A 26791-nucleotide genomic window follows, 5' to 3' on the forward strand; every position below is an offset into this window, starting at 1 on the left:
GCACGAAAAGAGGCCCGGACCCGCAGAATCCTGCGGGTCCGGGCCTCTCAGCAGCCGTTTTACGGGCCGGGCTTGATCCGGGACTCTAGAAGTCCCAGTCCTCGTCTTCGGTGGCCTCGGCCTTGCCGATGACGTACGACGAGCCGGAGCCCGAGAAGAAGTCGTGGTTCTCGTCCGCGTTGGGCGAGAGCGCCGACAGGATGGCCGGGTTCACGTTGGTGACGGATGCCGGGAACATGGCCTCGTAGCCCAGGTTCATCAGCGCCTTGTTGGCGTTGTAGTGCAGGAACTTCTTGACGTCCTCGGTCAGGCCGACGCCGTCGTAAAGGTCCTGCGTGTACTGCACCTCGTTGTCGTAGAGCTCGTACAGGAGCGAGAACGTGTAGTCCTTGATCTCCTCGCGCTCGGCCTCGGTGACGCGCTCGAGGCCCTTCTGGAACTTGTACCCGATGTAGTACCCGTGCACGGCCTCGTCACGGATGATGAGGCGGATCAGGTCGGCCGTGTTCGTGAGCTTCGCCCGAGACGACCAGTGCATCGGCAGGTAGAACCCGGAGTAAAACAGGAAGCTCTCCAGCAGGGTCGAGGCGACCTTGCGCTTGAGCGGGCTGTCGCCCTGGTAGTACTCCATGACGATCTGAGCCTTCTTCTGAAGGTTCGGGTTCTCGACCGACCAGCGGAAGGCCTCGTCGATCTCCTTCGTCGAGCACAGCGTCGAGAAGATCGACGAGTAGCTCTTGGCGTGCACCGACTCCATGAACGCGATGTTCGTGTACACCGCCTCTTCGTGCGGCGTGATCGCGTCCGGGATGAGCGAGACGGCGCCGACGGTGCCCTGGATCGTGTCCAGGAGCGTGAGTCCGGTGAACACGCGCATCGTCAGCGTCTGCTCGTCGGGGGTCAGCGTGTTCCACGACTGGATGTCGTTGGACAGCGGCACCTTCTCGGGCAGCCAGAAGTTGTTCACCAAGCGGTTCCAGACCTCGAGGTCCTTGTCGTCCTGGATGCGGTTCCAGTTGATCGCCTGCACGTGGTCGACAAGCTTGAGCTTTTCGGGGGTCATGACTCTTCCGTCTTCGATTCTGGTGTGGCGATCAGAGCATGCACGAGACGCACTCGGACATGTCCGTGCCCTCGAGCGCCATCTGCCGCAGGCGGATGTAGTAGATCGTCTTGATGCCCTTGCGCCATGCGTAGATCTGCGCCTTGTTGATGTCGCGGGTCGACGCGGTGTCCTTGAAGAACAGCGTCAGCGACAGGCCCTGGTCGACGTGCTGCGTGGCCGCGGCGTACGTGTCGATGACCTTCTCGTAGCCGATCTCGTACGCGTCCTGGTAGTACTCCAGGTTGTCGTTCGTCATGAACGGCGCCGGGTAGTAGACGCGGCCGAGCTTGCCTTCCTTGCGGATCTCGATCTTCGACGCGATCGGGTGGATCGAGCTCGTCGAGTTGTTGATGTACGAGATCGAGCCGGTCGGGGGCACCGCCTGCAGGTTCTGGTTGTAGATCCCGTGCTCCTGGATGCTGGCCTTCAGCGCCACCCAGTCCTCCTGCGTGGGGATCGGGATGCCGGCGAACATCTCGACGACCTTGGCCGTCTGCGGAACCCAGGCCTGCTCGATGTACTTGTCGAAGAACGTGCCCGACGCGTACGTCGAGTCGGCGAACCCGTCGAAGGACTCACCGCGGTCCTTCGCGATGTTGTTCGACGCGCGCAGCGCGTGGAACAACACCGTGTAGAAGTAGATGTTCGTGAAGTCCAGGCCCTCTTCGGAGCCGTAGTAGACGTGCTCGCGCGCCAGGTAGCCGTGCAGGTTCATCTGCCCGAGGCCGATCGCGTGCGAACGGTCGTTGCCGTCCTCGATCGAGCGGACCGAGGCGATGTGGCTCTGGTCGCTGACCGCGGTCAGCGCACGGATCGCCGTCTCGACCGTGGAGCCGAGGTTGCCGCCGTCCATCGCCAGGGCGATGTTCATCGAGCCGAGGTTGCACGAGATGTCCTTGCCGATCTCGGCGTAGGAGAGGTCCTCGTTGTACGTGGTCGGCGTGTTGACCTGGAGGATCTCCGAGCACAGGTTGGACATGTTGATCCGACCCTTGATCGGGTTGGCCGCGTTCACCGTGTCCTCGAACATGATGTACGGGTAGCCCGACTCGAACTGGATCTCGGCCAACGTCTGGAAGAACTCGCGGGCGTTGATCTTGGTCTTCTTGATGCGCGCGTCATCGACCATCTCGCGGTACTTCTCGGTGACGGAGATGTCGCCGAACGGCACTCCGTAGACCTTCTCGACGTCGTACGGCGAGAACAGGTACATGTCCTCGTCGTTCTTGGCGAGCTCGAAGGTGATGTCGGGGATGACGACACCGAGCGAGAGCGTCTTGATGCGGATCTTCTCGTCGGCGTTCTCGCGCTTGGTGTCGAGGAAGCGCAGGATGTCGGGGTGGTGCGCCTGCAGGTACACCGCGCCCGCGCCCTGACGTGCGCCGAGCTGGTTGGCGTAGCTGAAGCTGTCTTCGAGGAGCTTCATCACGGGGATGATGCCGCTGGACTGGTTCTCGATCTGCTTGATCGGCGCACCCGCCTCGCGGATGTTCGAGAGCAGCAGCGCGACGCCGCCGCCGCGCTTGGACAGCTGCAGCGACGAGTTGATGCCGCGGGAGATCGACTCCATGTTGTCTTCGATGCGCAGCAGGAAGCAGGAGACCAGCTCGCCGCGCTGCGCCTTGCCGGTGTTCAGGAACGTCGGCGTGGCCGGCTGGAAGCGACCGGAGATGATCTCGTCGACCAGCTGCATGGCGAGCTCCTGGTCGCCGTCCGCCAGCGCGAGCGCCGTCATCACGACGCGGTCCTCGAACCGCTCCAGGTAGCGCTTTCCGTCGAACGTCTTCAGCGTGTAGCTCGTGTAGTACTTGAACGCGCCGAGGAAGGTCTCGAACCGGAACTTCTTGCCGTAGGCGAAGTCGTTGATCTTCTGGATGAACTCGAGCGGGTACTTCGCGAGCATCTCGGGCTCGTAGTACTCCTTCTCGACCAGGTAGTCCAGGCGCTCCTTGAGCGAGTGGAAGAACACCGTGTTCTGGTTGACGTGCTGCAGGAAGTACTCCCGCGCGGCACGCTTGTCGGCGTCGAACTGGATCTTGCCGTCGGCGTCGTACAGGTTGAGCATCGCGTTGAGGGCGTGATAGTCCATGCCCTCGAACCGCGACTCGGTCTTGAATTGCGCCTGAGTCAGTGCAGTTTCCACCATCGTTCCAATCCTTCGCTCACGCGATCTACGTCTTCCGGCGTGCCGAAAACTTCAAGCCGATACAAGTGCGGCACGTGGCACTTGCGGCTGATGATGTCGCCGGCGAGTCCGAATGACTCGCCGAAGTTGGTGTTTCCCGTGGAGATCACTCCACGCAGCAGGCGACGATTTCGCTCGTCGTTGAGGAATCGGATGACCTGCTTGGGGACCGCTCCCCGTTCGACGCCGCGGCCTTCGCCGCCTCCGTAGGTCGGAGTGATGAGCACGTACGGCTCATCTATCCGCAAGGGAGGTTCGCTCGAACGGAGCGGGATCCGCACGGCACGCTTCCCGAGCTTCTCGATGAAGCGTGCCGTGTTGCCCGACACGCTGGAGAAGTACACCAGCAGCGGAGCAGTCGATGTCGAGGGACGAGCTTCCGATTCTCGCCCTGCGTTCGCGTGCATGGCGGCGAGGCTCATGGCGACGTCCCTGAGCTGATCGGAATCAGGCCAGGCGGCTGGCCAGCTCGTCGATCTTGTCGGGGCGGAAGCCGGACCAGTGGTCCTCGTCCGTGATCACGACGGGCGCCTGAAGGTAGCCCAGCGCCTTGACCTGTTCGAGGGCCGCGGGGTCCTGCGAGAGATCCTGGATCTCGTATTCGATTCCCTTGGAATCCAGCGCGCGATAGGTCGCCGTGCACTGGACACAAGAGGGCTTGGTGTAGACCGTGATCGTCATAAGACCCGTCTCCCCTCACTTCTTCTAGCTCTAACCCGGTAGGCCCCCCACCGGGAGTTCAATACTACATATGGGTACCGACATTCGTTAGCACCACAAGGGGTAGTAGTTACATCCATGTGATTATCCACCGTTCTCCTCAGGTACAACACAGGTTGTCCACCGATTCATCCACAGGACGGGCTCGGATTCGGAACCTGGAAAAGCGCTGAAAGACGGGAGAATCGGATGCCGCGGCCACATCCATCCACAGGCACGACGCTAAAGGGGGGTTCCGACATCCCCCAGCCTGTGGAAACTGCGCTTCGGCGTGTCGCGGCGTGTCGCGACGACCCCACGATCGTCATCGTGCCGGAGGGTCGTCGGCACTACCGTTGAGGGGTGGCAGGCTACCGAGAACTACTGCGCACGCCAGGTGTCGGCCGCGTCATCGCCGCCCAGCTGACGGCGCGATTCCCCAACGGCATGACGAGCCTCGCGATCCTGCTGCACATCGAGCACGTCACCGGCTCGTACGGGGCCGCCGGCCTCGTCCTGGCCGCGACCTCGGTCGGGCAGGCCATCGCCGGCCCGCTCACCAGCCGCTGGATGGGCGTGTGGGGCATGCGACGCGTGCTCACCATCACCCTGGTGATCTGCGCCGCCTCGCTCACCACCCTCGCGCTCGTGCCGATGCCGGTGCCGTACGCCATGGCGGTCGGCGCCCTCGTCGGCCTCTCCACCCCTCCCGTGCAGTCCGCGGTCCGCACGATCTACCCGAAGATGGTCAACTCGCGGCAGCTCACGCCGCTGTATTCACTGGACGCCTCGCTCCAGGAGATCATCTGGATCCTCGCACCGGTCCTGATCACCTTCGTGGCGACCCAGGCCGGCACGGTCCCTGCGCTGCTCGTGATCGTCGTCATCCTCATCGGCGGCGGCGCGTGGTTCATCCTCTCCCCCGAGGTCGGACGCGTGCGCATCCCGCGCAGCCGCCGCGGGCTCGGCAAGGTGCTCACCAAGCCGCCCGTGATGCTCGCCACCGCGATCGGGTTCCTGCTGGTCGGCTCGTTCGGCGCGGTCGAGGCCGGCGTGGTCGCGACCTTCTCGCACGGCGGCCTGGAGGCCGGCCTCGTGCTCGCGGTCTTCTCGCTCGGCAGCCTCGCCGGCGGGCTGACCTTCGGGCATACCCCGATCGGCCCGTGGGCGATGGCACGCCGCCTCGCGATCGTCGCGATCGGGCTCACTCTGACCATGTTCTCGCTGAACGTCTGGTGGCTCGGCGGCACGCTGCTGCTGGCCGGCATCGGCGTCGCCCCGGCGCTCGCGGTCATCTTCGCGATGACCTCCGCGAGCGTGAAGTTCAGCGAGACGGCCGAGGCCTACGGCTGGGTCGGCACCGGACAGCTGATCGGCGCAGCCGCAGGCTCCGCCGTCGCGGGGTTCCTGATCGACGGAGTGGGCCCGCAGGGCGCCTACTTCGCCGCCGCCGCGTTCTGCGTGCTCGGGCTCATCGTCGCGATCGTGTTCGTGCGCGGCTTCCCCGACCTGCGCCACCGCGACCCGAGCCCGCTGCCCGACACCGAGCCGGTGCATCTGCCCCGCTGAGCTTCGGGAGCGCATAGTCCGCTCATCGACGGCGCACAGCGACCGGTGGTTCAGTAGGGCGCATGACCCAGGATCACAACACCCCGGACCGCACCACGGCTCCCCTGGACCCGCAGTGGATCAACGCCGACGGCACCGTCATCGACGAGGACGACCGCGGACTCGTCTACGACGTACGGACGATGATCAACCGTCGCCGCGCGCTCGGAATCTTCGGCGGCGTCGCGCTCACCTCGCTGCTGGCCGCGTGCGGCGTCAATCCGACGACGGATGCCTCGGCCACCCCCAACGCCACTCCCACTCCCACCGGCTCGGCGTCGGCGTCGGCTTCGGCATCCGAACCCCTCGCAGAGGTTCCGGACGAGACCGGCGGACCGTACCCGGCCGACGGCTCCAACGGCGTCAACGTGCTCGATGACTCGGGCATCGTGCGCGCGGACATCCGCTCCAGCTTCGGGTCGTCCACGACCGTCGCCGCGGGGATTCCGCTGACGATCGCCCTCACCGTGCGGGATGCCGCGACCGGGCGGGCCCTCGCAGGTAAAGGTGTGTACCTCTGGCATTGCGACCGCGATGGCAACTACTCGCTGTACAGCCAAGGCGTGGAGGACGAGAACTACCTGCGCGGCGTGCAGGAGACCGACGCGAACGGCACCGTCGCCTTCACCTCCATCTACCCGGCCTGCTACTCGGGACGCTGGCCGCACATCCACTTCGAGGTGTACGACGATGTCGCGAACGCGGTGGCCTCGGGGCCTATCGTGAAGACCTCCCAGATCGCGCTGCCCGCCGAGACGAACGACACCGTGTACGCGACCGCCGGCTACGAGCAGAGCGTGCGCAACGCCGCCCAGGTGACGCTGCAGAACGACAACGTGTTCCGCGACGACGGCGCCATCCGCCAGCTCGCGACGATGTCCGGCTCGGTCGCCCAGGGCTACACCGCGGCGCTGACGATCGGCGTGTGAGCGCTCAGGCGATCCGGCGGAGCAGCTCCAGCACGGCGAGCGCGTAGGCGTCCGCGGGCTCGGGATGCTCGAACACGAGCGTCTCCCCCACCACACCTGCGGTCGCGTGCACGACGATCTCGACCTCGTGCGTGTCGGCGAGTCGCCGCAGCGACCGGAACGTGCCACGGAGCATCTCGCGCAGCTGCGCCTCGTGCGGCAGCCACAGTGCGTCCTCCAGCGCCACGGAGTCCAGCGCCCACTCCGTCGTACCGTTGAATGCCAGGACCGATCCGGTCGAATAGCTGCGCGCCTCGATTGTCATCTCGCTCACCGTGAAGACATCCGCTTCGAACTCCGGCTCGTCCAGCTGGAAGCGGTCGCCCGGCTGCGGGTGCCACACCAGCCCGGCTTCGCGCAGCGCGCGGGCGAGTTCGGTCGAGATCATGTCCCCATCTTGCCCCCGGATGCTGCGCCCCGGCGTCGGATCGTAGGCTGAGCGCATGACCGCACCCGTCACCCTGCCCCGTCTGTCGTGGGGCGGTCCGTCCGCCCCGCTCCGCGCCCTCTTGGTGCACGGCCTCGGCTCCACCGGAGCGCTGATGTGGCGCTACGGGGTGGCGCTGTCGGAGGCCGGCTGGCGTGCGGACGCGGTCGACCTGCGCGGACACGGCACCGCGCCGCGCACCCTGGACTACTCGGTCCACGCGTACGCCGCAGACCTCTCCGCCACGACTCCGGAGCACGGCGGTCCGTGGGATCTCGTGATCGGGCACTCGCTCGGTGGCACGACCACGACGCTCGCTGCCTCCGCCGATCCGCAGTGGACGCGACGCCTCCTCCTGATCGACCCGGGCATCCAGCTCGCCGACAGCGATCGCGAGATCGTGCGCTCGAGCCAGGAGCAGTCGTTCGAGGACCCTTCGATCGCGGCGGTGCGTGCCGAGCATCCGCACTGGCACGAGACCGACATCGAGCTCAAGGCCCTCGCCACGCAGCAGGCCAGCCGCTGGGCCGTGGATCAGACCAGCGCCCAGAACGATCCCTGGGACATCCGGGACGCGGCATCCCGTCTGCGCGTGCCGACGCACATCATCGGCTCAGATCCGCTCGTGCACTCCATCTTCACCGGTGCTCTCGCAGAGGAGGTGCTGCGCAACCCGGTCGTCTCGATGTCGGTGATTCAGGATGCCGGGCACTCCCCGCACCGGGACAAGCCCGAGGAGACGATCGCGGAGGTCCTGCGCGTCCTGTCCGCCTGACCGCTGCGCACAAGAATCACCGCACCACGTACTCGACGGCCTGTCCGGCATCGATCACGACGCCGATGAAGCTCGGCACCGCGGTGGACAGCTGCTTCTGCAGCGCGTCGATCGGGGGTAGCTTCCCGTCCTCGGTCGTGACGTTCAGCGTGAGCGACAGGCCGTCCCAGTCCGCGTTGTACACGCGCGCGCCCGGCACGTCGGCCAGCCAGCGGACGGTCTCCTGCTGGACCGTCACCGACCATCGGGCGAAGGCGACGGACACGATCGAGTTGGCGGCCAGCGGGATGGCGACGATGAGCGCGAGCACGGTGACGACCGTGTACGCGCGGCGCCGGTTCGCGCTCGGCGAGGATCCGGGGTCCCGGGCGTAGCCGCCCATCGTGAAGACGATGCTGCCCGCGATCACCAGGGCGACGACGTTGGAGAGGAACAGGACGAGCGCGCCGAAGGCGTCCTCCCACTGTCCCTGACCGGCGCACACCCCCACGACGCCGAGCGGCGGCACCAGCGAGATCGAGATGGCGACGCCGGGGAGCACCGCGCTGAGGTCCTTCCGGCACATCGCGAACCCTCCGGCCAGGCCGGTCGCCAGGGCCGCGACGAGGTCCATCAGGCTCGGCGAGGTGCGCCCGACGACCTGGGAGTTGGTCGCCAGGCTCTCCGGCGTCGCGACGAACACCGCGAAGATGAGCCCGAGGACGATGACGATCACGAGGCCGATCAGCACCCACATGATCGACCGCAGCACGAGGCTCAGGTGCCCCGTGACGATGCCGAGCGCGATGCCCAGGATCGGGGTGCCGAGCGGTGCGATGATCATGGCCCCGATGACGGTGGCGGTGGAGTCGGTCAGCACGCCCGCGATGGCGATCATCCCGGCCAGCGTCAGCATGATGAGGAACCCGGTGCGTTTGCCGACGGTGTCGCCGTAGCCGAGATCCAGCGCGTCGTTGAGGGCGTCGACCGGCTGCCGCTGAGAACGCGGGATCAGGGTCTGGGTGAGGCGGGACATGTGGTCTCCTCGCTGCGGTTGCGTTCATCGTGGCACGGGTGCCCGGGCAAGAGGTACCGTGTCCCGACCGGTTCTCGATCCGCACCCCGCACCGGAGTCCGAGGCGGAAGAATGGAGCCGTGACCGACTTCGATCCTGCGGCGTACCTCCCCGACGACCTTCTCGAGCGGATCCGTTCCCGGGCGACGGTCCACGATCGCGAGAACACCTTTCCCGACGACGACCTCGCGGAGCTGACCGCGGCGGGCTATCTCGCGATCCTCGTGCCGAAGGACCGCGGCGGCGCCGGGCTCGGCCTGGCCGAGGCATCCGTCCTCCAGCAGCGGCTTGCGGGCGCCGCCCCGGCCACCGCCCTCGCGATCAACATGCACCTGGTGTGGACCGGCGTCGCGAAGGTCCTCCAGGATCGCGGCATCGACGACCTCGCCTTCGTGCAGACCGGCGCGGCGGTCGGAGAGGTATTCGCCTTCGGGATCAGCGAGGCCGGCAACGACCTCGTGCTGTTCGGCAGCGATACGGATGCCGCGCCCCGGCCGGGCGGATCGTACGCGTTCACGGGGACCAAGATCTTCACCTCGCTCGCGCCGGTGTGGACCCAGCTGGGGCTGCACGGCCTGGACACCACCTCCCCCGACGGACCGCAGATGGTCTACGCCTTCGTCCCTCGCACCGACGCCGTCGTGACGCGGGACGACTGGGACACGGTGGGCATGCGCGGCACGCAGAGCCGCACGACCGAACTGCACGGCGCCGTCGCCCCCGCGGACCGCATCGTGCGGCGCGTGGCACCGGGGCCGAACCCCGACCCCATCGTGTTCGGCATCTTCAGCGTGTTCGAGATCCTGCTGGCATCGGTCTACACCGGCATCGCGCGGCGCGCCCTCGAGCTCGCGGTGGAGACGGCCGGCAAGCGCCGGTCCAAGCGCACGGGGGCGTCGTATAGCCAGGACCCCGACATCCGCTGGCGCATCGCCGAGATGGCGCTCGCGTACGACGCCCTCCCGCCGCAGCTCGCGGCGCTCGCGGGCGACGTGGACCGGCTTGCCGATCATGGGTCGCAGTGGTTCGCGCTCCTGTCGGGGCTCAAGCACCGCGCCGTGACGATGGCCAAGCGGGTCGTCGATGACGCCGTACTCGTCGCCGGCGGTTCGTCCTACTTCAGTGCCAGCGAGCTCGGTCGGCTGTATCGCGACGTGCTGGCGGGCATGTTCCACCCGTCCGACCCCGAGTCGGCGCACTCGACCGTCGCGACGGCCTGGCTCGGACCGCTCGAGGGCTGAGCGACTACTTCTTGTCGAACGCGAACGCCTTCAGCAGTTCGTCGACGGCCTGTTCGCGGTCGTTGCCGCCCTGCTCGAACATGTGCGTGACATGCGTGCGCAGGTGGTTCTCCAGCAGCAGTCGGTTGAGGGATTCGAGCGCCTTCTCGATCGCCCGGGACTGACCGATGATGTCCATGCAGTAGTCCTCGTTCTCGATCATCTTCGCCAGCCCCCGCATCTGCCCCTCGAGGATGCTGGTGCGGTGCAGCGCGCGCTTCTTGATGTCTTCGATCACGCGGCAAGGTTACCGCCCGTAGCCGGGGATGCGCCGTGCGAGGATGGCGGAATGGCGCGCACCCCGACGGCATTGCTGAGTCCGGCCGACCAGGAGCGCCGCCGTGCCCTCCAGTTGATGAAGGGCGTGGCGCTCGGCGCCCTGCTGTTCATGGCCGTCGTGTTCGTCGTCGCGTTCGCCTGGCAGGAGTCCGTCCCCGCCCTCGCCTACGTGCGCGCCGCCGCCGAGGGCGGCATGGTGGGCGCCCTGGCGGACTGGTTCGCCGTCACCGCGCTGTTCCGGCATCCGTTGGGCATCCCGATCCCGCACACCGCGATCATCCCGACTCGCAAGGACGAGATCGGCCGCACGCTCGGCGAGTTCGTCGAGACCAACTTCCTCGAAGGCTCCGTGGTGCGAGCGAAGCTCGAGGGGACGCCGATCGCGGCGCGGCTCGGCGAGTGGCTGAGCGTGCCGGTGCATGCCGAGCGGGTGGGCGCCGAGGCATCCACCATGATCGCCGGCGTTCTGACCGCCCTGAGCGACGACGACGTGCAGGAGATCATCGAGGACCTCGCCCGCGAGCACCTCATCGCTCCGGAGTGGGGGCCGCCGCTGGGCGGCTGGCTGCAACGCGTGATCGCCGCCGGTGCCCACCACGGCGCGGTCGACCTCGCCGCCGACAACATCGCCACCTGGCTGGGCAACAACCGCGTGGCGTTCGACGGTCTCGTCTCCCGCCGTCTGCCGTCGTGGGTGCCCTCGATCGCGCAGCGGCTCGTGGACGACACGGCCTACAGCGAGGCCGTCAAGTTCGTCGCCGCGGTGCGCGCCGATCCGCGGCATCCCGCCCGGCGGGCCATCGACGGGTACCTGGCGCGCCTGGCCGACGGGCTGCAGCACGACCCGGCGACGATCGGTCGTCTGGAGGACGCCAAGATCGGCGTGTTCGACAGTCCGCGCGTGCGCGAGCTCGCGGCATCCGCCTGGAACACCGCCAAGTCCGGACTGCTGACCTCGCTCGCCGACCCGCAGAGCTCCCTGCGCGTGCGCATCGGACAGGCGCTCATCGAGATCGGCGAACGACTGACGACGGATGCCGCGCTGCAGCATCGCGTCGATGAATGGGTGACGCAGGCCGCGGTCTTCCTGGTCGACCGCTACCGGCACGACATCGCCTCGATCATCACCGACACGGTCGAACGCTGGGACCCCGCCGAGACGACGGAGAAGATCGAGCTCATGGTCGGCCGCGACCTGCAGTACATCCGGTTGAACGGCACGATCGTCGGTGCGCTGGCCGGGGTCGCGATCTTCTCGATCGCTCACGCGCTGATCCCCTGAGCGGCTAGCCTGAGGGCGTGGCCGAGACTGCCGACGAGCTTCTCTTCAGCTACGGGACGCTTCAGCTCCCCGCAGTGCAACTCGACACGTTCGGGCGCCTCCTGACCGGGGACGACGACGTGCTGACCGGGTACACCGTCGACTACGTCGACATAGCGGACCCACGGGTCGTGGGGGTGTCCGGACTCGGCACGCACGCGATCCTGCGCCGCACCGGCAACCGGCTCGACAAGGTCATGGGCAAGGTGCTTCGGGTCAGCGTCGACGAGCTCGAAGCCGCCGACGAATACGAGGTCGAGGCCTACCGCCGCGTCGCCGTCGTACTGGCCACCGGACGGAGCGCGTGGGCCTACGTCGCACGGTGACGTCGAGCGACTAGCGTCTACGTTGTGATGCTTCTCGGTGTCGGCCACAGAGCCGGATATCTCCTCACCAGCCAAGCGGTGCCCGCGTGATCCGGCTCGCGCTGGTGCGGCATGCGAAGTCCGATTGGGGCGACCCGCAGCTGCCCGATCATGACCGCCCGCTCAACGACCGCGGTGAGCGCGACGCCCCGCACATGGCCGGGGTGTTCCTCGACCACGGCTTCCGCCCCGACGTGATCATCTCCAGCACGGCGCTCCGTGCACGCACCACGGCCGAGGCGTTCGCAGCCGAGCTGCGCCTGGCCATCGACCTCGACCCGCTGCTGTACGGCGCCTCCGCCCGGACGCTGCTCGAGCGGGCCGCCGCCAGCGGCGCGCACAGCGTCGTGCTCGTCGCGCACGACCCCGGCCTGACCGAGCTCGCCGAGACGCTCTCCGGCGGCCGCATCACCCACATGCCGACGTGCGCGGTCGCGACCTTCCGCTGGGACGAGGACGACTGGGCCGTGATCGACGCCATCGAGCCGGCCGAGTGGACCTTCCACTCGCCGCACTGACCGCGCGCGTCAGACCGGGACGCCGTCCTTGAAGGTCGTCGCCATGAGCGGCACACCGGGACGATAGGCGAGGTGGGTGCGCGTCGGCGCATCCAGCAGCACGAGATCGGCCCGCATTCCCGGGGCGATCGCCCCGATGTCCGTGCGCCGCAGGGCCCGGGCCCCGCCCGCGGTGGCCGCCCAGACCGCCTCGGCCGTCGTCATGCCCATCTCGCGTACGGCGAGGGCGATCATCAACGGCATGGAGCTGGTGAAGCTCGACCCCGGGTTGCAGTCGCTCGCCAGCGCGACAGTGACCCCGGCGTCGATGAGCCGACGCGCATCGGGGTACGGCTGGCGGGTGGAGAACTCCACGCCGGGCAGCAGCGTCGCCACGGTGTCGCTCGCGGCCAGGGCCGCGACATCCGCGTCGTCGAGGTACGTGCAGTGGTCGACGGAGGCGGCGCCCATCGCCACCGCGACCCGCACCCCTTCGCCGAACCCCAGCTGATTGCCGTGCACCCGCGGCTCGAGCCCGTGCACCACGCCGGCGGCCACGATGCGGCGCGCCTCGTCCGGCGTGAACGCCCCACGCTCGCAGAACACGTCGATCCAGCGGCTGTGCGGGGCGCAGGCCGCCAGCATCGGGCCGCACACGAGGTCGACGTACTCGTCGCGACGGTCGGCGTACTCGGCCGGTACGACGTGCGCACCGAGGAATGTGACCTCCGGAGTGACCTCGGCCGCGAGGCGCGCGAGGCGCTCCTCGTCCTCGACGGTGAGTCCGTAGCCAGTCTTGATCTCGAACGTGGTGGTGCCCTGCGCGTGCAGCTCGGCCACGAATCCGCGCAGGCGTCGGCGCAGTTCGTCGTCGCTCGCTGCACGGGTGGCCGCGACGGTCCGGCGTATGCCGCCGGCCGCATACGGCACGCCGGTCATCCGCGCCTCGAACTCGTCGGCCCGATCCCCGCCGAACACGAGGTGCGTGTGGCTGTCGACGAACCCCGGGATGACGGCCCGGCCCCGGGCATCCACAATCTCGATCTCGCCGGTCTCGGCGGCCTCGTGCCCGCCGGCCTCCGCGGCCTCGGTCTGCGGGGTTTGGGGCGCGATCCGTCCGTTGGGGCGTGATCGGTGCGCCCCAACGGACGATGAGCGCCCCAAACCCTGCGATTCGGCCTCGGCTGCCGGGCCCACCCAGGCGATGCGCGAGCCCTCGACCAGCACGGCGGCATCGTGGAGGGTCCCGAACCGGTCGCCGTCGACCGCGACGTTCGTGGTCAGCTCACCGATGTTCGTGATCAGCGTGGTGCTCACAGCATCGGCACCTTCAGGCCGCGCTCGCGCGCGATCTCCTTGGCGCGGTCGTACCCGGCGTCGACGTGCCGCATGACGCCCGAACCCGGGTCGTTCACGAGCACGCGCGCGATCTTCTCGGCCGCGAGGGCGGAGCCGTCGGCGACCGTCACCTGCCCGGCGTGGATGCTGCGGCCGATGCCGACGCCGCCGCCATGGTGGATCGACACCCACGATGCACCGCTCGAGGTGTTCAGGAGGGCGTTGAGCAGCGGCCAGTCCGCGATCGCGTCGGATCCGTCTGCCATCGCCTCGGTCTCGCGGTACGGCGAGGCCACCGAACCCGAGTCGAGGTGGTCGCGCCCGATGACGATCGGCGCGGAGAGCTCGCCGGAGGCCACCATCTCGTTGAACTTGAGGCCGGCGAGGTGGCGCTCCTGGTACCCGAGCCAGCAGATGCGGGCCGGAAGTCCCTCGAAGTGCACCTTCTCGCTCGCCTGCTCGATCCAGCGGCGCAGCCCCTCATCGTGCGGGAAGAGCTCGAGCACGGCCTGGTCGGTCTTGCGGATGTCCTCGGGGTCGCCGGACAGCGCCACCCAGCGGAACGGTCCGCGTCCCTCGGCGAACTGCGGGCGGATGTACGCCGGCACGAACCCGGGGAACTCGAATGCCCGCGCGAAGCCGCCCAGCTGGGCCTCGGCGCGGATCGAGTTGCCGTAGTCGAAGACCTCGGCGCCGGCATCCTGGAATCCGACCATCGCCGCGACCTGCGCCGCCATCGAGGCGCGCGCCTTCTCGGTGAAGCCTGCGGGATCGCGCTCCGCCTCGGCCCGCCAGTCCTCGAACGCGACGTCGACCGGCAGATAGGCCAGCGGGTCGTGCGCGCTCGTCTGGTCGGTGACGACGTCGATCGGGATGCCGCGGCGCAGCAGTTCGGGGAACACCAGCGCCGCGTTGCCGAGCACGCCGACGCTCAGCGCCCGCCCCTCGGTGCGCGCCGCGACGGCCCGCTCGATCGCGACATCGAGGTCGGTCGTGTACTCGTCGAGGTAGCCGTGCTCGACACGGCGGGCGAGGCGCGACTCGTCGGCGTCGACGATGAGCACCGCTCCCCCGTTCATCGTGACCGCCAGCGGCTGCGCTCCGCCCATGCCGCCGCAGCCGCCGGTGAGGGTCAGCGTTCCGGTGAGGCTCGCCGTGGCTGCATCCCGTCCCTGCTTCTCGGCGAGGGACCGCGCGACCGCTGCGAACGTCTCGTACGTGCCCTGCAGGATGCCCTGCGTCCCGATGTAGATCCAGGATCCGGCCGTCATCTGGCCGTACATCGTGAGGCCGAGTTCTTCGAGTCGGCGGAACTCGGGCCACGTCGCCCAGTCGCCCACGAGGTTGGAGTTGGCGATGAGCACGCGCGGTGCCCACTCGTGCGTGCGGAAGACGCCGACCGGCTTGCCCGACTGCACGAGCAGCGTCTCGTCGGGTTCGAGCTCGTCGAGGGTGCGGACGATCGCGTCGAACGCCTCCCAGCTGCGGGCGGCCTTGCCGGTGCCGCCGTAGACGACGAGGTCTTCGGGGTGCTCGGCGACCTCGGGGTCGAGGTTGTTCATCAGCATGCGCTTGGCTGCTTCGGCGCCCCAGCTCTTCGCGGTGCGCTCGGCTCCGCGGGCGGCGTGGATGACGCGGGAGGATGTCGTGGTCATGCGTTGTCCTTCGTGACGGCCGCCGAGGCGGCGGAGGCGATGGCGCCGGACGCGACGAGCGCGGTCACGGCCTCGATCTCGGGTGAGAGGAAGCGGTCGGGGCCGGGGCCGCCGGCGACGGTGCGCACGAGGTCGTGCACGGCGCCGGTGGCGGGGCCCGCCTGCAGGGGTGCACGCAGGTCGATCGCGCGCGCCCCGGTGAGCACCTCGATCGCGAGCACGCGACCGAGGCCGTCGATGGAGCGGCGCAGCTTGCGAGCGGCCGCCCACCCCATCGAGACGTGGTCCTCCTGCATCGCGCTGGAGGGGATGGAGTCCACGGATGCCGGGACCGCGAGTCGCTTGAGCTCCGAGACGATCCCGGCCGCGGCGTACTGCGCGATCATCAGCCCCGAATCGACACCGACCTCGTGGGCGAGGAACGGCGGCAGCCCGTGGCTGCGGGCCGGGTCGAGCGCGCGGTCGGTGCGGCGTTCCGAGATCGAGGCGACGTCGGCCACGGCGATGGCGAGGAAGTCGAGCACGTACGCGATCGGCGCCCCGTGGAAGTTTCCGTTGGATTCGACCCGGCCGTCGTCGGTGATGACCGGGTTGTCCACGGCCGCCGCGAGCTCGCGCGAGGCGATCAGCAGCGCGTGATCGAGCGTGTCGCGCGCGGCGCCGTGCACCTGCGGGGCGCAGCGCAGCGAGTACGCGTCCTGCACGCGTGTGCACTCGGGGCCCTTGTGGCTCGCGACCATCGGCGAGTCGCCGAGGAAGGCGCGCAGGTTCGCGGCGGACGCGGCCTGGCCGGTCTGCGGGCGCAGCGCCATGAGGTCCGCTGCGAAGACCGCGTCGGTGCCCAGCTGGCTCTCGATCGACATCGCCGCTGCGACATCCGCGGTCTGCAGCAACACCGACAGGTCGTACGCGGCGAGCAGCAGCATCCCGAGCATCCCGTCGGTGCCGTTGATCAGCGCGAGACCTTCCTTCTCGCGCAGCACGAGCGGCGCGATTCCAGCGGCGGCAAGGGCTTCGGATGCCGCGACGACGTCCCCGTCCGCGACACGCACGTCGCCTTCGCCCATCGCGGCCAGGGCCACGTGCGAGAGTGGCGCGAGGTCGCCCGAGCACCCGAGCGAGCCGAACTCGCGCACGATCGGGGTGATGCCGGCGTTCAGCATCGCGGCGTACGTCTCGACGACGACCGGGCGGACGCCGGTGTGTCCGGTGGCGAGCGTCTGCAGGCGCAGCAGCTGCAGCGCGCGCACCACCTCGCGTTCGACCTCGGGTCCGGTGCCGGCCGCGTGCGAGCGGATGAGGCTCTCCTGCAGCTGCATCCGGCGCTCGGGGGCGATGAAGGTCGTGGCGAGCGCGCCGAAGCCCGTCGAGATTCCGTAGTGCGGCTCGGGGTCATCTGCGAGGGCGTCGACGAGGGCACGGGCCTCGGCGATGCGGGTGAGACCGGCGGGATCGATCCGGACGCGCGCGCCGTAGCGGGCGACGGCGACCACGTCGTCGGGCCGCAGGGGCGTGCCTCCCACGACGACATCCGTGAGCTGATGGGTGACGGCGGGCGCATTCATGGCTCGATTCCACACCGAACCGTTCGCGTGCGACAGCGCGCCGTGACATCCTGTGTCTGTGATGTCAGACAGTCGCCCTCAGGTGCCCGCCGCCGATCAGACGCTGCGCATCCTCTCCCACCTCGCCCGTCAGCCCGGTCCGGTCTCCGCGCAGACGCTCGCGACGACGCTGGAGATCCCCCGCTCCAGCGTCTACCACCTGCTGGACGCTCTGCAGCAGCACGGGTTCGTGGTCCATCTGGCTGCCGAACGGCGGTGGGGCCTCGGCACGGCGGCATTCGAGCTGGCCGGCGGCTTCGCCCGCCAGCAGCCCCTCGCGCGGCTCGGTCGGCCCCTCGCCGGCGCCCTCACGGACCGCATCGGCGAGAGCACTCACCTCGCGGTCATGACCGGGCGCGACGTGCTCTACATCGTCGAGGAGCGCGCTGCCCGCCGACCCGCACTCGTCACGGACGTCGGCGTGCGACTTCCCGCACACCTCACCGCCACCGGCCGCGCCATGCTGGCGGCCCTCTCACGCGAGCAGGTGCGCGCACTGTATCCGGATGCCTCGTCCTTCGCCGACCGGACGGGCCGGGGCCCGCAGAACCCGCGTGAGCTGCGGGACGAGCTGCGTCGCGTGCGCACCGACGGGTACGCGGTCGAGGACGGCGAGGTGAGTCTCGGGCTGCGCTCGGTCGCCGTCGCAGTGCTGGATCACGCCGGATGGCCCGCTGCCGCGTTCGCCGTGACCTTCCCGGACGACCGCGCGCTCGACCTGGACGCGCTCGTCACCGACGTGTCACGCACCGCTCGCGAGCTCGGCCGCCGGATCGGCGGGGTTCGCGCGTAGACCCGGAGCCGCCTCAGCGCACGACGGTTCGACCGACCCGCCTCGCCTCGCAGCGCCTATCCTCGCAACGCAACGCAACGCCGGGCCTCGCCTCGCCTCGCGACTCCTCGCAACGCAACGCCGGCCTTCGCCTCGCCTCGCCTCGCCGGCAGCCACAAGGTCGGAGATCCGCACCATGTCGGATCGCCACTCCGCACTCGCGTCCGACGAAGTGGCTATCTCCGACGAAACGCACCGTAGTCGTGACAAGCGCGGTCGCATCGGCCGCGCCCCGTCGTCAGTCGACCTGGGCGACGGTCCCGCCGGTGAGGCGCACGAGCTCGTCGTAGGTGAGCGGGAACACCGTGTGCGGTGTGCCTCCCGCGGCCCACAGCTCCGGGAAGGCGGCGAGCGCCTCGTCGATCACGGTCGGCAGCGGCGACGGATGCCCCGTGGGAGCGACTCCGCCGATGGCCTGGCCCGTGGCATCCCGCACCTGCTCCGGGGTGGCGCGCGCGATCTTCCCGCGGCCGAGGCGCTCGGCCAGCGCCGCGGTGTCGACGCGATGGGCGCCGCTCGTCATGACCAGCAGCGGCTCGTCGTCCGACCAGAACACGAGGCTGTTCGCGATCGCGCCGACCTCGACTCCGAGCGCCGCAGCGGCCAGGGGCGCGGTGGACGCGGCATCCGGAAGCACGACGATCGCGCCCTCGATCCCCGCGGAGCGGAGGGCGTCATGGACGATGCGGCTGCGAGTGGGCAGGTGTTCGGTCACGAGCCCAGGATAGAGGCGATTCCGGCGTCAGGTCCGCTGGCTCAGCGCGAGGATGTTGCCCTCGCTGTCGGTGAACCACGACGCGCGCTCACCGGCCAGTTCCGCGACACCGTCGACGGTCGTCAGCCCGGGGAAGTCGTACTCCATGAAGGAGACGCCCTTCTCGCGCAGCGACGCCATGGCTCCCGCCAGGTCGTCGGTCTCCAGCGCGAAGACGGTGTTCTGGGCCGTCCCGGCGTAGCCGGAGCGATAGACCATCAGCGGAACCCCGCCGAGTTTGTAATAGACCGCCTCCGCGTCGTCCTGCACCTCATCCGGCGTCAGCCCCAGGACGCCTTCGTAGAACGATCGAGCACGGGCAAGATCTGACGCCGCGATCACGGCGGCGCCTCGTGCATTCTCGAACATTTCGCCCTCATCTCAGGGAAGGACCTCTCCCCCTGGCGCACACGGTACGCCGCCGCGGAGCAGTCCGACAGCGGGTCAGCCGCAGGCGAGCGGGTCGGCCGCGAGCGAGGTCCGCCTCGGCCGCAGGCGAGGTCCATCTCAGCCGCGGGCGAGCACCTCGGCGTGGGGCATGAGCAGCCAGCCGTCGGGGTCGGCGGCCCAGGTGCGCCATCCTTCGGCGATGCGGGCCAGCGTCGCGTGGTCGGCGATGCCGAGGGAGACCGCGTGCTCGGCGAACGCCGACGACACCGCCCGCTCGGCCCAGGCGCCGCCCCACCACGCGCGATCCTCCGGCGTCTCGAACAGCCAGAGCGCCGCGCTCGAGGTGATGTCGGTGAACCCCGCCTCACGCGCCCAGGTCTTGAGGCGACGGCCGGCGGCCGGTTCGCCGCTGACCCCGCGGTGCACGCGGAGGTACACCTCGAGCCATTCGTCGAGCGCGGGAACCTGGGGGTACCAGATGACGCCTTCGTAATCGACGTCGCGGGCCGCGACGACGCCGTCTGGGCGCACGACCCGACGGAACTCCCGCAGCGCCTCGACCGGCCGCGCCAGGTGCTGCAGCACCTGGTGCGCGTGCACGACGTCGACGCTGTCGTCGGGGAGGTCGAGGGCATACGCGTCGCCGACGGCGAACGTCAGGTTGTCGAGCCCCCGCTCGGCAGCGAGCGCGTTCGCCTTGGCCACGATCTCCGCGGAGTAGTCCACGCCCGTCACCGCGCCGGGGGCGACGATCTCCGCGAGATCGGCCGTGATCGTGCCCGGGCCGGCGCCGACGTCGAGCACGGTCTGCCCAGGCCTGAGCGAGGGCAGCAGGTACGCGGCGGAGTTCTCGGCCGTGCGCCACTCGTGCGAACTCAGCACGCTCGGGTGGTGACCGTGGGTGTACTTCTCAGTCGACATAGGTTGAGGCTATCGCCGCCATGAGGAGGCGCCGGACCGGTGGCGCGCGGTGACGCCGACCGGCATTGTGGTGGACATGGGTGTCCTCCGCTGGCTGCTGCGCTACCCGATCGTGTGGTTGACCCTCCTCGTCGGCGCGACGGTGATCGTCCTCAGCGTCACGGGTGCCGAGCGTGCCGGGCAGTGGATCGCCGTGGTCTACGTATCGGCGGTGATCGTGTGGACGCTCGTCGGCATGATCCGAGACGTCCTGAAAGGCCACGTGGGCCTCGACATCCTCGCGGTCGTCGCGATGATCGCGACCCTGGCGGTCGGCGAGTACGTCGCCTCGCTCATCATCGTGCTGATGCTCTCCGGGGGCGAGGCGCTCGAGGACTATGCGGGCCGGCGTGCGAAGCGCGAGCTCACGGCTCTGCTGGACCGCTCTCCTCAGGTCGCGCACGTCGTCCTGCATCCTGCGGACGAGAACTCGAACGACGTGCAGGATGCCGCGGCCGACGATGTGCGGATCGGCGACGTCCTGCTGGTCCGCCCCTCGGAGGTGGTCCCGGTCGATGGCATCCTCCTCTCCGATTCCGGATCGTTCGACGAGTCATCCCTCACGGGCGAGAGCATGCCCGTCGCACGTGTGGCCGGCGACGAGGTGCTCTCCGGCAGCGTGAACGGCTCCCGCGCGGTCCGGATCCGAGCCCTGCGTCGCAGCGGAGACAGTCAGTATCAGCAGATCGTCGCGCTGGTCCGGGATGCCCAGGAGTCCCGCGCACCGACCGTGCGCCTGGCCGACCGCTTCGCCATCCCGTTCACCGCCGTGTCGCTGGTGATCGCCGGCGCCGCCTGGGGGCTGTCCGGCGATCCGACGCGGTTCGCCGAGGTGCTCGTCCTCGCCACGCCGTGTCCGCTCCTGATCGCGGCGCCGGTGGCCTTCCTCGGCGGTCTGTCCCGGGCAGCGAAAACGGGCGTCATCATCAAGGGCGGCGCCGTCCTCGAGCAGCTCGCCCGCGTGCGCTCCGCCGCCTTCGACAAGACCGGAACCCTCACCGAGGGTCGCCCCGACCTCGTCGAGGTGCGACCCGCCGCCGGCTTCACCGCCGACGAGCTCCTCGGACTCGCCGCCTCCGCCGAGCAGTACTCCAGTCATGTCCTGGCCGACGGCGTCAGGCGCGCCGCCGCCGCACGCGGCATCCCGATCCGACGCGCGCGCGATGCGAGCGAGGTGGCGACCAACGGCGTCACAGCGACCATCGACGGCAGGGTCGTCGTGGTCGGCAAGCCCGCCTACGTCGCCTCGGTCGCCGCAGACACGGAGCGCACGCCGCTCGACCCCGGCCAAGCGGCCGCGTACGTCGCCGTCGACGGTCGCTTCGCCGGTGGCCTCGTACTCGCCGACGACCCGCGTCCGGAGGCGGCCTCGGTGGTGTCCTGGCTGCGGAGCAACGGCGTCGCGCGAATCGTCATGCTCACCGGCGACGCCGACACCACGGCGCGCGCGATCGCGGACGCGGTCGGGATCGATGAGGTGCACGCCGAGCTCCTCCCGCCCGACAAGGTCCAGCTCGCCGCGCACCTGCGCCCGCGCCCGGTGCTGATGGTCGGCGACGGCGTCAACGACGCACCCGTACTCGCGGCGGCCGACATCGGCATCGCGATGGGCGCGAAGGGGTCGACGGCAGCAGGGGACGCCGCGGATGCCGTCATCCTGAAGGACTCGCTCTCGAAGGTGGTCGACGCGGTCGCCATCGGCCGACACACGCTGCGCGTGGCGCTGACGGCCATCTGGATCGGCATCGCCCTGAGCATCGGCCTCATGCTGATCGCCGCGACCGGCGTCATCCCCGCCGTCGCCGGAGCGCTCATCCAGGAGCTCGTCGATCTCGCGACCATCCTGTACGCGCTCCGCGCGCTGGGCGGGCGTCCGCCCGTGCTGCCCGCGAGCGCGTCGGCGACTCCGCTCCCCACCCCGGAGAGAGCTGATGCACAATAGAAGGAGGATGCCGCAACGCCGCGGCTCCGGAAGCGCATAGCCCAAAAGGCCAGCCGAAAGAGGATCGCGATGACCCACGCCCTGCCCCTGCCAGATTTCACCCACGAGCGCGTGGAGGTGATCACCGGACGGCGCAGTGGATTGTTCATCGCCGTCGCGCTGCACTCCTCCGTACTCGGCCCCGCCCTCGGCGGAGCCCGCCTGTGGACGTACCCCCAGTGGAGCGACGCGCTCACCGACGCGCTCCGCCTCTCTGCCGCGATGACGTTGAAGAACGCCGCCGCAGGGCTGGACGCCGGAGGCGGCAAGTCGGTCATCCGACTCGAGCCCGGCATGACGCTGGACGCGGACCGGCGCCGCGCCGCCTTCCTCGACCTCGGCGACGCCGTCGAGTCGCTGGGCGGTCTGTACCGCACCGCCGAGGACGTCGGATCGACGACCGAAGACATGCTCGTGGTCAGCGAGCGCACGTCGCACGTCGTGGGCCTTCCCGAGGCCGGTGGCGGCTCGGGTGAGCCCGCCGGACCCACGAGCGTCGGCGTCTACGAAGCACTGCGCGCCACGCTCGAGCGCGTCACCGGGGCGGCCGACGTCGCCGGCCGCCGCATCACGATCTCGGGCCTCGGCCAGGTCGGCAGCCGACTCGCCGTCCGGCTCGCCGCCGAGGGCGCGATCCTCGCCGTGACCGACGTCAATCCCGACAAGCGCGACCTCGCGGTCGAGCTCGGCGCGCAGTGGTGCGTCCCGGGCACCGAGCACCTCGTCCCCGCGGACGTCTTCGTCCCGGCCGGCATCGGCGGGCTGTTGACCGACGCGGTCATCGACGAGCTCGACGCCGCCGCCGTGTGCGGCCCTGCGAACAACCCGCTGGCAGCCCACGAGGGCGCCGCGCGACTCGCGGCACGCGGCATCCTGTACGCACCGGACTTCGTCGTGAACGCGGGGGGTGTGATCTACCTCGACCTCGAGGCCAAGCAGCTCGGCACGCGGCCGGAGATCATGCACCGCGTCGCCGCGATCGGCGACACCGTACGCCGCATCTTCGACGAATCCGAGGCGCGCGGCATCACGCCGCTGGCCGCCGCGGAGGCTCTGGCCGCGGCGCGGCTCGCCGCGGGCGACCGCCACCACGCCCTCGCGGGCTGAGTCCGTGTCTCACGCCCCGCGGGACTCGGTCTCGCGGGGCGTGACACCTGATCGCACGACTGACAGGATGTCCCTGTCAGTGTCAGCGCGTCAAAGGAGACCGCATGTTCCGAAGCCCCACCCCGGATGTCGAGATCCCGGATGTCAGCATCTACGACTACCTCTTCGCGTCGCTCACCGACGATGAACTCGGTCGCATCGCCCTGATCGATCCCGCCACCGGTGCCGAGACGACATACGGCGCGCTGCGCGGGCAGGTGCTCGCGTTCGCGGGCGCCCTGGCGGCGCGCGGCGTCGACACCGACACGGTTCTCGGGCTGCTGTGCCCGAACGTCCCTGCGTTCGCGACCGTGTTCCACGGCGCGCTGCGAGCCGGAGCAACCGTGACCACGGTGAACTCCCTGTACACGCCCGGTGAGATCGAGAAGCAGCTGAAGGATGCCGGGGCCACCTGGCTCGTCACCGTATCGCCGCTGCTGCCCGGCGCGAAGGCCGCCGCCGCGGCGTGCGGCATCCCCGACGACCACCTCATCGTCCTGGACGGCGCCGAAGGCCACGCGAACCTGCGGGAGCTCCTCACGGAGCAGGCCCCCGCCCCAGAAGTCTCCTTCGAGCCGGCGACGCACGTCGCCGTGCTCCCCTACTCCAGCGGCACGACCGGCGTCCCGAAGGGGGTCATGCTCAGCCATCGCAACCTGGTGGCCAACGTGCAGCAGTCCCGCGCGAACATCGAGCTCCTCGCCTCCGACCGCGTGCTCGCGGTGCTGCCGTTCTTCCACATCTACGGCATGACCGTGCTCCTGAACCTGGCCCTGCGGCAGCGCGCGAGTCTCGTCACGATGCCGCGGTTCGATCTCGTCGACTTCTTGACGAACATCCAGACCTATCAGTGCACGTACCTGTACATCGCTCCGCCGATCGCCGTCGCACTCGCCAAGCATCCCGTCGTCGACCAGTACGACATATCCAGCGTGCACACGGTGTTCTCCGGCGCCGCGCCGCTCGACGGCGAGACCGCCGAGACGGCGGGTCGCCGCATCCACGCCCGCATGATGCAGGGCTACGGGATGAGCGAACTGAGCCCCGTTTCGCACGCGATGCAGTCGGCACGTCACGACATCCCGGTCAGCTCGGTCGGCACGCTGCTCCCCAATCAGGAGTGCAAGCTCATCGACACCGAGACCGGCGCGGAGATCACCGAGCTCGGCGAGAACGGCGAGACCGCTCCGGGCGAACTGTGGATCAAGGGCCCCAACGTCATGCTCGGCTACCTCAACAAGCCCGACGCGACGGCCGAGACCCTCGACGCCGACGGCTTCCTGCACACCGGCGACATCGCGGTCTACCACGAGGGCGGCTACTTCTCGATCGTCGACCGCGTCAAGGAGCTCATCAAGTACAAGGGCTACCAGATCGCGCCCGCCGAGCTCGAGGCGCTGCTCCTCTCGCATCCGAAAGTGATGGATGCGGCGGTCATCGGCGTGCTCGACGAGGACAACCAGGAGATCCCGAAGGCGTTCGTCGTCGCCGCGCCGGATTCGGGCCTCACCGACGCGGAGGTGATGGCGTTCGTCGCCGAGAACGTCGCGCCGCACAAGAAGATCCGGCGCGTCGAGTTCATCGACGCGATCCCAAAGTCGACGGCCGGGAAGATCCTGCGCAAGGACCTGCGCGCCCGCGAGGTGGCCGCCGGCTGACGCGGGTCAGTCGGCGACGACCTCGTCGACAGTCGCTGCGACCGGTCTCCGGCCGGTCGCAGCGAACACTCCCGCGCACAGGACGACCGCGAAGGTCAGGTAGATGAGCACGCGGTAGTCCACCGCGGCGATGATGGCGGCACCCACGATCGTGGCGATCGTCTGCGGCACGTTCACCGCGACGTTGCTCGCCGCCGACGTTCGCCCCTGCAGGCTCGCCGGGGTCGCCTTCTGGCGCAGCGTCGCGAAGCCGACGACGATGATCGGGATGCTGAACCCCACGAGCGCCATGCCCACCGCGACCAGCACGATCGAGTTCCACGCCGTGGGGAGGCATCCGATCGCCATCAGCACCATCCCGAGGCCCACGGCACGGCCCTCGCCGATGCCGCGGACGATCCTCGCCGACAACACGCCCCCGATGAGGGCGCCAACGCCCTGCAGCGGAACGATGACGCCGAGGGTCGCGGCCGGCACGTTCAACCCCTGCTCGAGCGTCGGGAACACCGTCACATTGATGAGGCCGATCGCACCGAAGGCGATGGCCATCGCGAGCGTCAGGCGGTTGAGCACCGGAGTGCGGAAGAGGTGGGTGAACCCCGCGCCGAGATCGCGCCAGTAGTGCGAGCCCTCGGTGGGCTTCTCGTGGGGTGATTCGACGACGCGAACGCGTGACATCAGCATGGCGGTCACGGCGAAGCTCACGGCGGTCAGCGCGATCACCGCGGATGGCCCGGCGAACACATACAGCGCAGTGCCGATCAGGGGCGAGATCAGCCGGAACCCTTGGTCGATCGTCGTGAGCACGCCGTTGGCGGAGGCGAGGCGGTCGTCCTCGATCATGTCGCGGATCAGGCCCGACTGCGCGGCCGCGGTCAGATAGCCGATACAGCCGTAGAGGAAAATCACGACGTACACGAGCCAGACGGCGTCGAGCGGCTGCACCAGCAGCAGAGCGAGCACGATCGGCACGATGAGGATGTTCGCGATGATCAGCAGCCGCTTGCGCGAGAAGCGGTCGGCGAGCATCCCGAGGAAGGGGGCGAGAATGGCGGGGAGTCCCAGCGCGATGAAGACGGCCGCGGCCGCGGCATCCGATCCGGTGAGGTCCTTCACCCACACGGCCGCCATCAGGAACAGGGCGCTGTCGCCGAGGTTGGTGAAGACCCACGCCGCCGTCAGCTGCCGGAAGCCGGGGATCCCCCAGGCGGTGACCTGGTTCTTCTCCCTGCTCATCGTTCGTCCGTGTCAGGGGTCATGCCCGCGTAGGGGCTGGAGAACGGCTCCGGGTTGGCGACGGCGACCATGCGGGAGAACCGAGACCCTGGCGGTCGCTTCGACGGATCGGCGGCGCGTCCGGCGAAGCGCTCGGTGATGTCCTGGAGGTCGCGACTGAGTTGCGCGAGTTCCTCCTCCGTCGCCCAGAACGAGCTGCGCGTGAAGGTGGATGCCTGCACCCAGCGGTCCTCTTCCGCGTCGGCCTGACCGAAGAACGCGCGGGTGCGCTGCCACTCGCTGTCGAGGCCGAGGACGGCGAGTTCCTGCGTCGCCCGCAGGGAACCCGGCTGCTCGGGGTCGGGGCGCATGTCCCAGGAATGTGCGACGGCGCGCCACGGCTTCTCCCGGCCGCGGCCGGGCGCGCGCTCGATGAAGCCGTACTTCTCCAGCGTGCGCAGGTGGAACGAGCAACTCGCAGCCGACTCCCCCAGGATCTCCGCGCACTCGGTCGCCGTGACCTCCTCGCGCTCCGTGAAGATGTCGAAAAGCTGCAGCCGCAGTGGGTGCGCCAACGCCCGAAGACGCGCAGGATCGCTGATGCGCGCCCGGCCGGCGTGGTCGGTCTGTGGTTCGGTCACGCAGCAAGGCTAGATTCTAAAGACTCCTTTCGCAAGACTTCTTTAGGATAGGAC

Annotated in this window: 26 protein-coding genes; 11 read left to right on the forward strand and 15 right to left on the reverse strand. The window is 69.3% G+C overall.

All coding sequences use genetic code 11. The features are described 5' to 3' along the window. Positions 1-85: 85 nt before the first annotated feature. The 4 genes from nrdF to nrdH are packed head-to-tail and all read right to left on the reverse strand — an operon-like array spanning position 86 to position 3971. Positions 86-1063 (reverse strand): class 1b ribonucleoside-diphosphate reductase subunit beta, encoded by a 978-nt coding sequence (gene nrdF / locus ASD65_RS05715; RefSeq protein WP_056219666.1) that lies wholly within the window; start codon positions 1061-1063, stop codon positions 86-88. A gap of 31 nt (positions 1064-1094) precedes the next feature. Further along, the gene (gene nrdE, locus ASD65_RS05720; protein ID WP_056219669.1) at positions 1095-3251 is read right to left on the reverse strand and encodes a class 1b ribonucleoside-diphosphate reductase subunit alpha; all 2157 of its coding nucleotides are present in this window, start codon (positions 3249-3251) and stop codon (positions 1095-1097) included. Then, positions 3233-3697 carry a class Ib ribonucleoside-diphosphate reductase assembly flavoprotein NrdI gene (nrdI, locus tag ASD65_RS05725; protein WP_056224522.1) on the reverse strand — a complete coding sequence of 155 codons (465 nt, stop codon included), beginning with the start codon at positions 3695-3697 and terminating at the stop codon, positions 3233-3235. Before nrdI ends, nrdE begins: the two co-directional genes overlap by 19 nt. A gap of 40 nt (positions 3698-3737) precedes the next feature. Further along, positions 3738-3971, reverse strand: a complete 234-nt coding sequence (gene nrdH / locus ASD65_RS05730; protein ID WP_056219671.1) for a glutaredoxin-like protein NrdH — start codon at positions 3969-3971, stop codon at positions 3738-3740. Between the two features lie 381 nt (positions 3972-4352). Here nrdH and ASD65_RS05735 point away from each other — a divergent pair, with 381 nt between their 5' ends. Beyond that, entirely contained in the window at positions 4353-5558 is a 1206-nt protein-coding gene (locus ASD65_RS05735; protein ID WP_056219676.1) for an MFS transporter, read from the forward strand. 62 nt (positions 5559-5620) lie between these two features. Next, complete coding sequence (locus ASD65_RS05740; RefSeq protein WP_082561585.1) at positions 5621-6526, forward strand: intradiol ring-cleavage dioxygenase; 906 nt, start codon at positions 5621-5623, stop codon at positions 6524-6526. Positions 6527-6530: 4 nt separating this feature from the next. Here the strand turns inward: ASD65_RS05740 and ASD65_RS05745 are convergent, their stop codons facing one another. Continuing rightward, complete coding sequence (locus ASD65_RS05745; RefSeq protein WP_056219679.1) at positions 6531-6953, reverse strand: hypothetical protein; 423 nt, start codon at positions 6951-6953, stop codon at positions 6531-6533. A gap of 55 nt (positions 6954-7008) precedes the next feature. Between ASD65_RS05745 and ASD65_RS05750 the strand changes: the two genes are divergently transcribed. After that, complete coding sequence (locus ASD65_RS05750; RefSeq protein WP_056219682.1) at positions 7009-7767, forward strand: alpha/beta fold hydrolase; 759 nt, start codon at positions 7009-7011, stop codon at positions 7765-7767. A 16-nt stretch (positions 7768-7783) separates the two neighbouring features. On the opposite strand, the gene ASD65_RS05755 is transcribed toward ASD65_RS05750, so the two are convergent. Next, positions 7784-8782 carry a TIGR00341 family protein gene (locus ASD65_RS05755; RefSeq protein ID WP_056219685.1) on the reverse strand — a complete coding sequence of 333 codons (999 nt, stop codon included), beginning with the start codon at positions 8780-8782 and terminating at the stop codon, positions 7784-7786. A gap of 119 nt (positions 8783-8901) precedes the next feature. Between ASD65_RS05755 and ASD65_RS05760 the strand changes: the two genes are divergently transcribed. Then, positions 8902-10062, forward strand: a complete 1161-nt coding sequence (locus ASD65_RS05760) for an acyl-CoA dehydrogenase family protein (protein WP_056219688.1) — start codon at positions 8902-8904, stop codon at positions 10060-10062. A gap of 4 nt (positions 10063-10066) precedes the next feature. Here ASD65_RS05760 and ASD65_RS05765 read toward each other — a convergent pair whose 3' ends face one another. Next, on the reverse strand, positions 10067-10339 hold the full coding sequence (locus tag ASD65_RS05765; protein ID WP_056219692.1) for a metal-sensitive transcriptional regulator: 273 nt from the start codon (positions 10337-10339) through the stop codon (positions 10067-10069). 51 nt (positions 10340-10390) lie between these two features. Between ASD65_RS05765 and ASD65_RS05770 the strand changes: the two genes are divergently transcribed. The 3 genes from ASD65_RS05770 to ASD65_RS05780 all read left to right on the forward strand — a co-directional run bounded on the left by ASD65_RS05770 (position 10391) and on the right by ASD65_RS05780 (position 12584). Further along, positions 10391-11662 (forward strand): DUF445 domain-containing protein, encoded by a 1272-nt coding sequence (locus tag ASD65_RS05770; RefSeq protein WP_056219696.1) that lies wholly within the window; start codon positions 10391-10393, stop codon positions 11660-11662. 17 nt (positions 11663-11679) lie between these two features. Then, complete coding sequence (locus ASD65_RS05775; RefSeq protein ID WP_056219699.1) at positions 11680-12027, forward strand: gamma-glutamylcyclotransferase family protein; 348 nt, start codon at positions 11680-11682, stop codon at positions 12025-12027. A gap of 86 nt (positions 12028-12113) precedes the next feature. After that, on the forward strand, positions 12114-12584 hold the full coding sequence (locus tag ASD65_RS05780; protein ID WP_056219701.1) for a SixA phosphatase family protein: 471 nt from the start codon (positions 12114-12116) through the stop codon (positions 12582-12584). Between the two features lie 9 nt (positions 12585-12593). On the opposite strand, the gene hutI is transcribed toward ASD65_RS05780, so the two are convergent. Genes hutI through hutH form a run of 3 tightly spaced genes read right to left on the reverse strand, consistent with a single transcriptional unit; the run spans position 12594 to position 17121 of the window. Next, entirely contained in the window at positions 12594-13880 is a 1287-nt protein-coding gene (hutI, locus tag ASD65_RS05785) for an imidazolonepropionase (RefSeq protein WP_056219704.1), read from the reverse strand. Then, on the reverse strand, positions 13877-15556 hold the full coding sequence (gene hutU / locus ASD65_RS05790) for a urocanate hydratase (protein WP_056219707.1): 1680 nt from the start codon (positions 15554-15556) through the stop codon (positions 13877-13879). Before hutU ends, hutI begins: the two co-directional genes overlap by 4 nt. Beyond that, a complete protein-coding gene (hutH, locus tag ASD65_RS05795) occupies positions 15553-17121 on the reverse strand; it encodes a histidine ammonia-lyase (RefSeq protein WP_056219709.1) in 1569 nt (522 codons plus the stop codon). The genes hutU and hutH overlap by 4 nt, the downstream gene beginning before the upstream one ends. Positions 17122-17182: 61 nt before the next feature. On the opposite strand from hutH, the gene ASD65_RS05800 reads away from it, so the two are divergent. Then, the gene (locus ASD65_RS05800; protein ID WP_056224527.1) at positions 17183-17953 is read left to right on the forward strand and encodes an IclR family transcriptional regulator; all 771 of its coding nucleotides are present in this window, start codon (positions 17183-17185) and stop codon (positions 17951-17953) included. A gap of 277 nt (positions 17954-18230) precedes the next feature. On the opposite strand, the gene ASD65_RS05805 is transcribed toward ASD65_RS05800, so the two are convergent. The 3 genes from ASD65_RS05805 to ASD65_RS05815 all read right to left on the reverse strand — a co-directional run bounded on the left by ASD65_RS05805 (position 18231) and on the right by ASD65_RS05815 (position 20057). Continuing rightward, a complete protein-coding gene (locus ASD65_RS05805; protein ID WP_056219712.1) occupies positions 18231-18707 on the reverse strand; it encodes a YbaK/EbsC family protein in 477 nt (158 codons plus the stop codon). A 27-nt stretch (positions 18708-18734) separates the two neighbouring features. Beyond that, positions 18735-19115, reverse strand: a complete 381-nt coding sequence (locus ASD65_RS05810; RefSeq protein WP_056219714.1) for a VOC family protein — start codon at positions 19113-19115, stop codon at positions 18735-18737. Between the two features lie 138 nt (positions 19116-19253). Further along, the gene (locus ASD65_RS05815) at positions 19254-20057 is read right to left on the reverse strand and encodes a class I SAM-dependent methyltransferase (protein WP_056219719.1); all 804 of its coding nucleotides are present in this window, start codon (positions 20055-20057) and stop codon (positions 19254-19256) included. A 76-nt stretch (positions 20058-20133) separates the two neighbouring features. On the opposite strand from ASD65_RS05815, the gene ASD65_RS05820 reads away from it, so the two are divergent. The 3 genes from ASD65_RS05820 to ASD65_RS05830 all read left to right on the forward strand — a co-directional run bounded on the left by ASD65_RS05820 (position 20134) and on the right by ASD65_RS05830 (position 24881). After that, positions 20134-22038 (forward strand): heavy metal translocating P-type ATPase, encoded by a 1905-nt coding sequence (locus ASD65_RS05820; protein ID WP_056224529.1) that lies wholly within the window; start codon positions 20134-20136, stop codon positions 22036-22038. 69 nt (positions 22039-22107) lie between these two features. Next, the gene (locus ASD65_RS05825) at positions 22108-23184 is read left to right on the forward strand and encodes a Glu/Leu/Phe/Val dehydrogenase family protein (protein WP_056219722.1); all 1077 of its coding nucleotides are present in this window, start codon (positions 22108-22110) and stop codon (positions 23182-23184) included. Between the two features lie 104 nt (positions 23185-23288). Beyond that, the gene (locus tag ASD65_RS05830) at positions 23289-24881 is read left to right on the forward strand and encodes an AMP-binding protein (protein WP_056219724.1); all 1593 of its coding nucleotides are present in this window, start codon (positions 23289-23291) and stop codon (positions 24879-24881) included. 6 nt (positions 24882-24887) lie between these two features. On the opposite strand, the gene ASD65_RS05835 is transcribed toward ASD65_RS05830, so the two are convergent. Then, positions 24888-26117, reverse strand: a complete 1230-nt coding sequence (locus ASD65_RS05835; RefSeq protein ID WP_056219726.1) for an MFS transporter — start codon at positions 26115-26117, stop codon at positions 24888-24890. Further along, positions 26114-26737, reverse strand: coding sequence for a winged helix-turn-helix domain-containing protein (locus ASD65_RS05840; protein WP_056219729.1), 624 nt, complete (start codon positions 26735-26737; stop codon positions 26114-26116). The genes ASD65_RS05835 and ASD65_RS05840 overlap by 4 nt, the downstream gene beginning before the upstream one ends. Between the last annotated feature and the right edge of the window lie 54 nt (positions 26738-26791).

The organism is Microbacterium sp. Root61 (genome assembly GCF_001427525.1).
In the GTDB taxonomy this organism is placed as follows: domain Bacteria; phylum Actinomycetota; class Actinomycetes; order Actinomycetales; family Microbacteriaceae; genus Microbacterium.